The organism is Candidatus Eisenbacteria bacterium, from assembly GCA_030017955.1.
GTDB lineage: Bacteria > Eisenbacteria > RBG-16-71-46 > JASEGR01 > JASEGR01 > JASEGR01.
Genome location: JASEGR010000030.1, coordinates 24728 through 33477, shown reverse-complemented (window position 1 = coordinate 33477; position 8750 = coordinate 24728). Strand labels below are relative to the sequence as shown.

Annotated in this window: 7 protein-coding genes; 2 read left to right on the top strand and 5 right to left on the bottom strand. The window is 51.3% G+C overall.

Translation table 11 applies throughout. The features are described from left to right. Nucleotides 1-74: 74 nt before the first annotated feature. Genes cmr4 through cmr1 form a run of 4 tightly spaced genes read right to left on the bottom strand, consistent with a single transcriptional unit; the run spans nucleotide 75 to nucleotide 5178 of the window. The gene (gene cmr4, locus QME66_06665; protein MDI6808645.1) at nucleotides 75-968 is read right to left on the bottom strand and encodes a type III-B CRISPR module RAMP protein Cmr4; all 894 of its coding nucleotides are present in this window, start codon (nucleotides 966-968) and stop codon (nucleotides 75-77) included. Between the two features lies 1 nt (nucleotide 969). After that, nucleotides 970-2214 carry a type III-B CRISPR module-associated Cmr3 family protein gene (locus tag QME66_06660; GenBank protein ID MDI6808644.1) on the bottom strand — a complete coding sequence of 415 codons (1245 nt, stop codon included), beginning with the start codon at nucleotides 2212-2214 and terminating at the stop codon, nucleotides 970-972. A 1-nt stretch (nucleotide 2215) separates the two neighbouring features. Beyond that, nucleotides 2216-3988, bottom strand: coding sequence for a type III-B CRISPR-associated protein Cas10/Cmr2 (gene cas10 / locus QME66_06655; GenBank protein MDI6808643.1), 1773 nt, complete (start codon nucleotides 3986-3988; stop codon nucleotides 2216-2218). Continuing rightward, nucleotides 3979-5178, bottom strand: coding sequence for a type III-B CRISPR module RAMP protein Cmr1 (gene cmr1, locus QME66_06650; protein MDI6808642.1), 1200 nt, complete (start codon nucleotides 5176-5178; stop codon nucleotides 3979-3981). Before cmr1 ends, cas10 begins: the two co-directional genes overlap by 10 nt. A gap of 538 nt (nucleotides 5179-5716) precedes the next feature. Between cmr1 and QME66_06645 the strand changes: the two genes are divergently transcribed. Both QME66_06645 and QME66_06640 read left to right on the top strand, forming a co-directional pair. Further along, a complete protein-coding gene (locus QME66_06645; protein ID MDI6808641.1) occupies nucleotides 5717-5878 on the top strand; it encodes a rubredoxin in 162 nt (53 codons plus the stop codon). Then, complete coding sequence (locus tag QME66_06640) at nucleotides 5847-6116, top strand: hypothetical protein (protein ID MDI6808640.1); 270 nt, start codon at nucleotides 5847-5849, stop codon at nucleotides 6114-6116. The genes QME66_06645 and QME66_06640 overlap by 32 nt, the downstream gene beginning before the upstream one ends. Before the next feature lie 7 nt (nucleotides 6117-6123). Here QME66_06640 and QME66_06635 read toward each other — a convergent pair whose 3' ends face one another. Then, complete coding sequence (locus tag QME66_06635; GenBank protein MDI6808639.1) at nucleotides 6124-8676, bottom strand: SpoIIE family protein phosphatase; 2553 nt, start codon at nucleotides 8674-8676, stop codon at nucleotides 6124-6126. Between the last annotated feature and the right edge of the window lie 74 nt (nucleotides 8677-8750).

Below are 8750 nucleotides of genomic sequence, written 5' to 3'. Positions count from 1 at the left end.
TTCACCGGGAGGAGGCTATACCTGACCAATTTTACAGGAGAAAAAAGACTTGACCCCTCCTTCGGGCTTCTTGCCTAAGGCGTCGAAGATTCTGCGATTGTTTCTGCCGCTGACAATGCTCCAAGGATCTGACCAGCGAGATTCGCGCTCATCCTCACAAACCCATAGCCAATGGTTTCATTGCCGCCAATCTGCATGATCTGAGTGCTTGTGTGCTCCGCCAGGTCTGCAATCACACCGTTGTCTCTGTACGTTGGTGTCATGATCGTGTAGAAAACGGCATCAGCAGGCACGACCTCTTCGTACCAAAGGTTCTTGCTGGTTTTCGTTGCGTAGTCGATTTCATTACGTGCAATCACCTGCGTTGATGAGGTAACAAGAGTCTTGAATACATTGTTGGAGACGATAATGAGCCTCTCCCAGATTGTATTCTCGTCGACGAATTCTTCGAGAAGCTTCTTCAGATAAGACTTGAGCGTGGCATATTTGGTTGAGTTATTCCCAACTTTAATTGGGAAATCTTCCAGCAGCAGCGTTGTCTCCGGACCGCCTCCAAATCCTATCCCCGTGGCATCGGGAGGTCCTGAAAACTCCACGTGGTCAGCGCCATTTCCGAGAAAGAGGAGATCTCTGTCAAATAGGCGATTAAGAACAAACGGACATGTGACCCACTTGAATACGCCCTCAGATGATCTGACCGGGAAGAAAAGAATCTTGGCATCGGTGAAAACAACTTGGCCAGAGCCATCTTTTTCATCCTTACTCCCAAAGATCTGGTCAATGTTCGCGTGTCCTTTGCACTGAAAGTGCCACCGCAAGCTCCCTTTCATGCTTGAGGAATAAACCACGGGATATTCCGTGTGTTTCTCCCTTTGAATCGCAAGGTCAACAGCAGCAGTTGACTCACCCGCCCCCGCATGAAGCGACGTGAGTGTGTAGAATGTAAACAAGCATCCGCCTGACGGCATCTCAATACTCCTTTCGCGATAACGGCTTGGTGTTTGTCAATGCAGGTCCGCACGCCAAAATTACGTGGTTAAAGCCCATCCTTGAGTAGGAGTAGGGCTCATTCGAGATCTTCTGCGGGTACTTCTGGTTGTCCAGCGCCTTCACAAGTCCTTCAATGGTTTCGCTTGTTGCATCTTCGAGAATCTTGAATAGATAAACTGAGCCCGCTGGGACCGCCCTGACAGAGGGCTTGAGTTTAACGTTGTCTTGACGGGTCGTCCCTCTGTTGCTCACATAGCTGTACCCGCTTATTGTGATTGGCGCTCCGACACAAGCGGAGAGAAGTTGGAGCTTCACATTCGCCCCAGGCTCAGTCGCAACTATTCGTCCGTTTTCGCTCGTGTACTTGAGAGGGAACCACCCCTGTTCAAACACACCAGGCTGCAGAAGAAGCAGCCTGAACGTCTTCGTTTCTTGGATCTTTTCCACCAGGTTGTCACGTGACTTCTCAAGAGTCTGCTCGATCAAGCTTTCATCACTCGCTGTTTGCCCCTTAATGAACACAAGATGAGATTCGCTCCCCAGCTTAAGCGCTCCGTTTTCAGGCACGGCTTTGCCTTCACCGGATACGCAAAACCACAAGGCGATCTTCTCATTGAGTCTCTTGTACGGCGTTACATAGAACCTTCCCGGTTCGACAGACCTTCTCTTTGCTGTGTCTTTGGCCCATTTCAATCCGATGCCTACCCGGTCTTCCGTGAAGACCAAATCCTTCGCAGCCAAGCTTAGGTTTGTCAACTCCGTTCTGTACCGAGCCAGTTCACTCAGGCTTATGAACTCTGGAGGCTCCAGTTTCTCGTTCGAGACTGAAATGGTCACTATGCCGAAGTCAAGGTCACTGTCAACTGGCTCGGCATCCTTGGCGTCACGCAGGACAGAACTGTATGACGTGTCCTCTTTCCTTTCTTTCATCACATCTGCAGGCCTCTTGAAGTAGAGTTCTCTGGTCTCTGTGTCACAAAGAAATGGGCCTGAAACATCGATTCCCATCGTACCGTCGTTTCCAACGAGCGCGCTGGCATCGGCGGTCGCTTGCCCTGAAGCATCAATCTTGCCAGCGTCAAGAAGCAATTTCGATCTCACAAACCCTTGGAAGGTTGACGGCACCGGCGGGAATATTCCTTCTGAATACCACGCGCCGAAATGGAACGATTTGTTGCCCCTGAAATAGAGCACATCATACGGCTCTGCAATGTACTCAGGCATCCTATCGGTCTCCTGTCAGAAATCGCGCGTAAAGAAGACAGTCGATCATTGTGTCCACCTTTTCCTCGTCTGTCCCACCCGTGGCAAACGACGAAATCAACTTCGCATTCCTTTCCGCGTCTCCGTTTCTTCGATCAGAATCCCTCGTCCCGCTGAGGATAGATGCAATGTAGCTCTCGAATACAACCTCATCTGTTCGAATAAGCCCCACCAGCAGCTCTTTCTCCGCAGCAATGCGATGCGGAGTGGTACGTGAAATTCGACGGTCAATGAATTTCTGAAGGAGTTCGAGTAGATCGGGCAGCTTGTGGTTAGAGAGTGTAAATGTCAGCGTTTCCGTATGACCTTTGATAAGCTGAATCGCAGTGGCGTTCTTGTTTGTTTGACTCTTCGCCCGGTCTGTCATCACTTGGCATGCCCTTCGAATGGTCTCTGAAAGCGGATACTTGTGGTAACACACCACCGCCCCGGCAGAGAGCGTGAGACTGGCGGCGTACCCCTTCGTCAAACCATTCTCGGCAAATAGACGATTGTACGTCGAGGTCAATTCAGCGATGCATTCGAGCAGATACTCCGGATGAATCACGAAATTCACGTCGTCTCCGCCAACGTAGATGAGCTGCCCATGATGTCGGTGAACAACATCGGGAACCAAAGAAGCAAAATGCGATAGTATCCCGGACACCGCAGGCACATATTTGGGAAACTCGTCTGAGTTGTTTTCGAAGATTCTGCGCAGATTGTCCCCATCCATGTAGACGATGGAGTAAAATGGACGCGTAAGCCATACAAATGGAGAATAGCTCCCTTCGACCTCGACCATTCGATCCTCAAGTTTCTTGAAGGCCTCACGAAATGGTTTGACTTGATCGAGCCCGTCATCGAACAGGCAGCGGCCGCAGATTTCACCCGGCCCACCCCCCCATTCCTCTCCCGTTTCTTTACACGCCCTTTGGAGGGCGTCATATTCCGATGCCAACTTCGCTATCTCAGGAAGAGAAAGGAATGAACTGCTAAGCCTTATGCGGAGCTCGTGAAAGGGGACCGCCGCTATGTCAGATGTTGAATCAAAGGAAGGCGTTTCTGCCAAATCTTTGAGAGCCTCAGGCAAGAATCGTTTGAAGAGACACACGCTGCAAATGCGCTCATCGTCGTATAGATCTCCATCCTTGCTCACCGGGGTTGAGAAGACAGCTTTCCTGTCGCCGCAGAGATTGCATTTTTCCCACTTCTTCAGTTCGCCACCTGGCCTCTGGTCGAACACCCGAATGAACGACCGCATTTTGATCTTCTTCTCGGCTTCCTGGTTTTGGCCATACGTTGGAAATTCACCGACATGCCCGTGGAATATATAAGAGAAATTGATGTAGTCGCGGACTTCTTCTCTGTCTATGTTCCCGTTGGACTTCCTCCTGTCCTCCTTGATTCTATCGATGCGCGTCGCCAAGTCTTCGAGAGCATCGTGCATTGCTTTCTCGATTGCCTGTTTCACCTTGTCTTTTGATTCATTTCTGACGATCGCAAAAATCTGATCGGGTACGGTGCCAGCTTTTGCTTTTGCCCGTCGAGTCACAAGAGGATTCTTGCTCACGTCCGGTCGATATATCTTTCCGCCTTCATTGAGAATTGCCCGTGCGACCTCCGACATCAGATAGGAAAATAGAAATGATGCTGACCAATAGTCTTTCGTCTTTCGACTGTGGCGAATGAAATCGGCTATCGGACCGATTTCGCAGACGAGAAGACAGCTAGCACCCTTGTTTTCTACTCCCATAGCAGCTCCGCATTAGCCGAGTTTTGCCCAATGAACGAATCCAGTTCGTTGAAGGGCAATGTTCCGCCAACGGTCTCAGCCTGGTTTGGAACCTTTGGATCATAGAACTTAATCTTCCCATCCACGAACTCTGCCTTGAAAGCTTGGTAACTCACGTATGTCTGTTTCCACTTGTAAACGTGAATGAAAAGCGGCGACTTACGCCGCTGCCGTGTTTCCGACACTATCGTAACCTTCTTCATCGTTACCTTCTTCCCGGGGGACGAAAGTTGAAATGGATGAGGAAGCCCAAAGATGGATGTTTCTGGTAGAAGTAGTCCTCTACTGATCCCAAAGTTCACAACATTCTTATATTCCCGGGAGTGCTGCCCTCGGATAACTCGGATGTTGCCAGATTTTGTTGGTATTTTCCTCTCGAACTCATTCGATGGGTCGGGGGCCTCTCTGAATTTTCTCAGAGCTATTCCCGCACTATTGAGTGCAGGTAGTGGATTCCCTTTGGGCTCGTTTAGAACGAGGCATCTCCAAGCTCTAGGATGCACTATTGAAAACGGCGGCAAATCGTCGTTTGAAGACGATTCCGGCAAAGAGAATAGTCTCCTCGTTCGCTTGAATCCTTCCTTGAGATCAGCAATTGATGTGACTTTGGGAAATCGTTCTCCCAGATCGTCGTTCGCGCAACTAATTTGAAAGCAGCCAAACCCGCGGGAGGACCGGGCACCTAAGGTCCCAAAGTTCGCAAGCATCCATAATGACCCGAGAATCCAATTCTCCTTCTGTGAGTCAGTCGTCCGAAGCGTGACTTCGAGGGTAAACTTCTTCCCAGGAATGACAAAGTTGCGGTCGGACAATCCATATCCTAAGTAACATAAGCCTCTTTCAGCGGGTTCGTCGATTCTGTAACACCATCGCTTGCAATCGTCCTTGGATAACCCACTATCGACGATCGAAAGCCGGAAAGGACTTACGGCATCAGTGCTTCCAAATGTCTTTGACTCGGCCTCTCGAACCCCACTCAGAAACGAATTTTTTCCTTTTCCCAGCTTGTCGAACAAGCCTCCCCCCATCATCGCCCGGAACCACCATCTCATCGCTGCTTTGATGGAAGGCGCGCGCAATTCTGCCTCGTGATCTGCTCCGCCGAGGAACATGGGCGTCACAACTTCGCACTCAAACCCAATGCTGTGCATCAATCACCTCATACTTGAACTAATAACAACAAGACAAAAGAATTCATTATGAACGCCAGACCACGGCGATGTTTCTTAGTTTCTCTCGAACTCATGCGCGTCACAATACTTGATCTAATGGGGCACGAACCTAGAGATTGGGACTAATGGATGCGCAAAGGTCTTATTTCGGCTGGAACGGGCATTAGCCCTCGTATGAGAAAAACTACAACAGAACAGCGAGCGATGCAACAAAATTCTTAGCCCTTTCCTAGAGTGAAACTGGAGATTTCGACTTTGTATTGGAAAGATCGCTCACGTTGCCTGGGAGACAGAAATCGGGAACGTCCCCGGACGCCCTGTCGGATCTGTGCGGAATACGGCCCGATAAGCGTTGTGTCCCCAGAATAGGAGACCTGCCAACAGATAAGTGTTATGTCCCCAGGTTCCCGAATTAAGTGATGTCCCCGAATTCGCTCTTGACGGATGAGAGTTGCGGCAACTTACAATCGGACCGAAGACGCTGGTGTACCGTGGCGAATAAAGAAAGGACAGAACCATGGAGAAGTATCGCTGCACAGTATGCGGGTACATCTATGATCCCGAACTCGGCGACCCTGAAAACGGAATTGCCGCGGGCACATCCTTTCAGGAGTTGCCGGACGATTGGGTATGCCCGGAATGCGGGGTTGGCAAGGATTTGTTCGAATTGGAGGAATGATATCACTATCAAAAGCATTTTGGTTCATTCAGACTACAGATTCTCTTCGTTCGGCAAGAACTATGGCCTCCAGATAAAGGAATTGAATCTCCTTCCAAGAGCGGTGCTCATCGTGGACAAGAATGACATCATACGATACATCCAGATCGTGCCGGAGATTGCTACTCCGCCTGACTACGAGGATGCCATTAAGAATCTGGGGGAAGTCCTGAGTGCCCCGGAGCTCAGCCCGGTGTAAAGAAATATCAGATCCGTTTCACCACAACGAGAGTGACATCGTCCTGGGGTATGCCGCAGAACTCTTCAATTTCTTTCAGTACCAACTTCAAGATTGCGTTGGCCCTCTCCCCGGCATTGCTCCGGATGAGCTGCATTAGGCGTTCCTCGCCAAACTCCTTGTCACCAGAGTCTCTTGCTTCGGTCACCCCGTCCGAGTAGAGAGTGACTATCTCGCCGGGCTCAAGCAGAACCTGCCCCTCATGATATTTGCTATCCGGGAAAACACCCAGAAGCGCACCGCCCTCAGAGAGATGACCCAATCTCCCCTTTCCACACAGGATGGGGAAATTGTGCCCTGCATTGACATAACTCAGCTTTCCTTGAGAAACATCGAGCATGCCGTAGAAGAACGTCGCAAACATATGAGAGGCCGTATTCAAATAAAGGGCTCTGTTAAGCCTGGACACGAGCTCGCGGGGAGAGAGAGTTGATTCGATAAGGGCGTGTAGAGACGCCTGCAAGTTTGCCATCAGGAGCGCTGCCGGCATCCCCTTTCCAGACACATCGCCCACAGCCAAGCCCAACCGTCCCTCGGGAAGCGAAATGAAATCATAATAGTCGCCTCCGACCTGCGTTGCAGGCAGGAACGCAGAAGCTATCTCAAAACCCGGAACTTGCGGTACTTGCTCGGGCAGGAGTCTCATCTGGATTGCCCTGGCCGACTCAAGCTCTGCCTCGAGCCGTTCTTTTTCCTTCACCTCGACAACCATGCGATTCAGGTCGGCCACCATCAGATTGAAAGATTCTGCCAGCTCACCCAGCTCGTCACGTGACTCCACGTCTATCGTCACGCTAAGGTCACCGCCACGCAGCTGTTGAGTGCCCCGCTGGAGGACACTGACGTACCTTGTGATGCCGCCAGCCAGTCCGAAACCGACGAGAGCCACCAGAACCAGAATCACTCCGAAGAAGCCGGCCACAGCTGCGAATGCAATGAGATAAACCCGATTTACGATCTGCTCGGTTGAAGCGAAACTCCTTACAACAGATCTGAAAGTCGTTTCAACAGTGAATACCGAATGAGTCCTTTCCGCTTTCCGCCCGTCGCTCCAATTGATCCCTTCACTCATGATCGGAAAGCTCATCGGTAGATCAAGAAGAGTCCGTCTCTGCCCCGGCCCTCGCGTTGACATTTGTATCCTGGATTTTCCGGTCGGTACATTGAGCGTGGTACCGCCCCGGGCGGCAGGGGTAATCTCCACGTTCAGCCCGGAGACTACGGAAACATCCGTTCCGCACTGGGATTTCATCTCAGTCAGGTCGGACGAGGTGAACTGGCGAAGAAGGCCGATTACGTAATTGCCCCGCTTCGCCCAACTGCTCAGATAAAGAAGCGAGTCGTTTACGGTGATCAGCCCCTTGAAATTCTCTTCGCCCAACCGGACGAGCATTGAGTCTGCCTTCAAGGACCCGGGCAGATGCATTCCTGCAAACTGTATAGTGCCTGGCCCGTGACCCGCTGACGTGTTGAGAAGGACTGCGCTGATTCTTCCCGCGTCTATGTCTGAGAGAAAACGGCCTTGTGTTTCCGCCAGCCAGGGAGGAGGAGTCTTGGGCAGAAGCATCTGCATTGTGCTTGCACGGGAGGCGATAAGCTGCGAAACAAACCTCTGCCAGTACCCTCCCATCAGAAACAAAACCCCAAATGAAAATATAAGAATGAGAAGCAGACCCGGAATGATGCTGGAGAGAACGTACGAAAGCAGGAGCTTTGTCCGGATTCTCAGTGAATACTTGAACCAGTTCGCGGCAGGCCGCGTGACGACCTTGCCGGGAAGAAGGATGAACATGGCAAGGAAAAAGAGCCTCGAGCTGTGAAATACGTGCGGTAGAAGCGCGGAGAGGAGTTCGAGTGTCTCGGTTGCAGAGCGTGCAGCAACTGCGCTTCCACGGGCTCCGACTTCAAAGACAGCGGGTGCTTCGAAGCTGATTGCCGCAGTCAGGAAGATGCCGAGGATGCACAAGAAAGTCAGCTTCACCTTTTCCCTGGTGGAAATCCGGCCGCATTTCTCAAACGTGAAAATCCAGGCGCCGAGCAGGAAATAAGCAATGAATTCCAGCGCCACCGGCCAGTTGAACCAGAGCATCAACAAGACGAAGAAAAGTCCCACGACCGACTTCAGGCGGTTTGAACCCAAATCCGGGGAGAGCCTCAACATCTGAAGAAGGAGTGCAAACAGAATGAACAAGGAGACAGCCGCCATCGCGAGAGAAATCCAGATGAGCGCCAGATGAGGAATGCTGGAGACGCTCGGGGCGCGGAAGAGAATGCTCAGGAGGAAGAGCGGCAGCAGCAGCCAGACCAGGTACTTGAATCTGCGCATCTCGACGGTGACATCTCTGCCTTTGCCCCAGTGGCTATTCAACTGTCTCATGTAGAGTCCAACGGAGGTTACGATCAGGGCTCCGGCGACAAGATTGAAACCGGAGCCAAGGTAGAATGACCGCACCCCCGCAAGAACCAGGAGTGGAAGAAGAGCGGGAAACAGGACTCTTTGTCTAAACTGTGAGGAGAGCATCAAACAAGATTATCCATGTGAGCAAGCTCGTCTTCTCTGAGACAAGGAAGATGGCGGCACTGGCGACCTCCTCG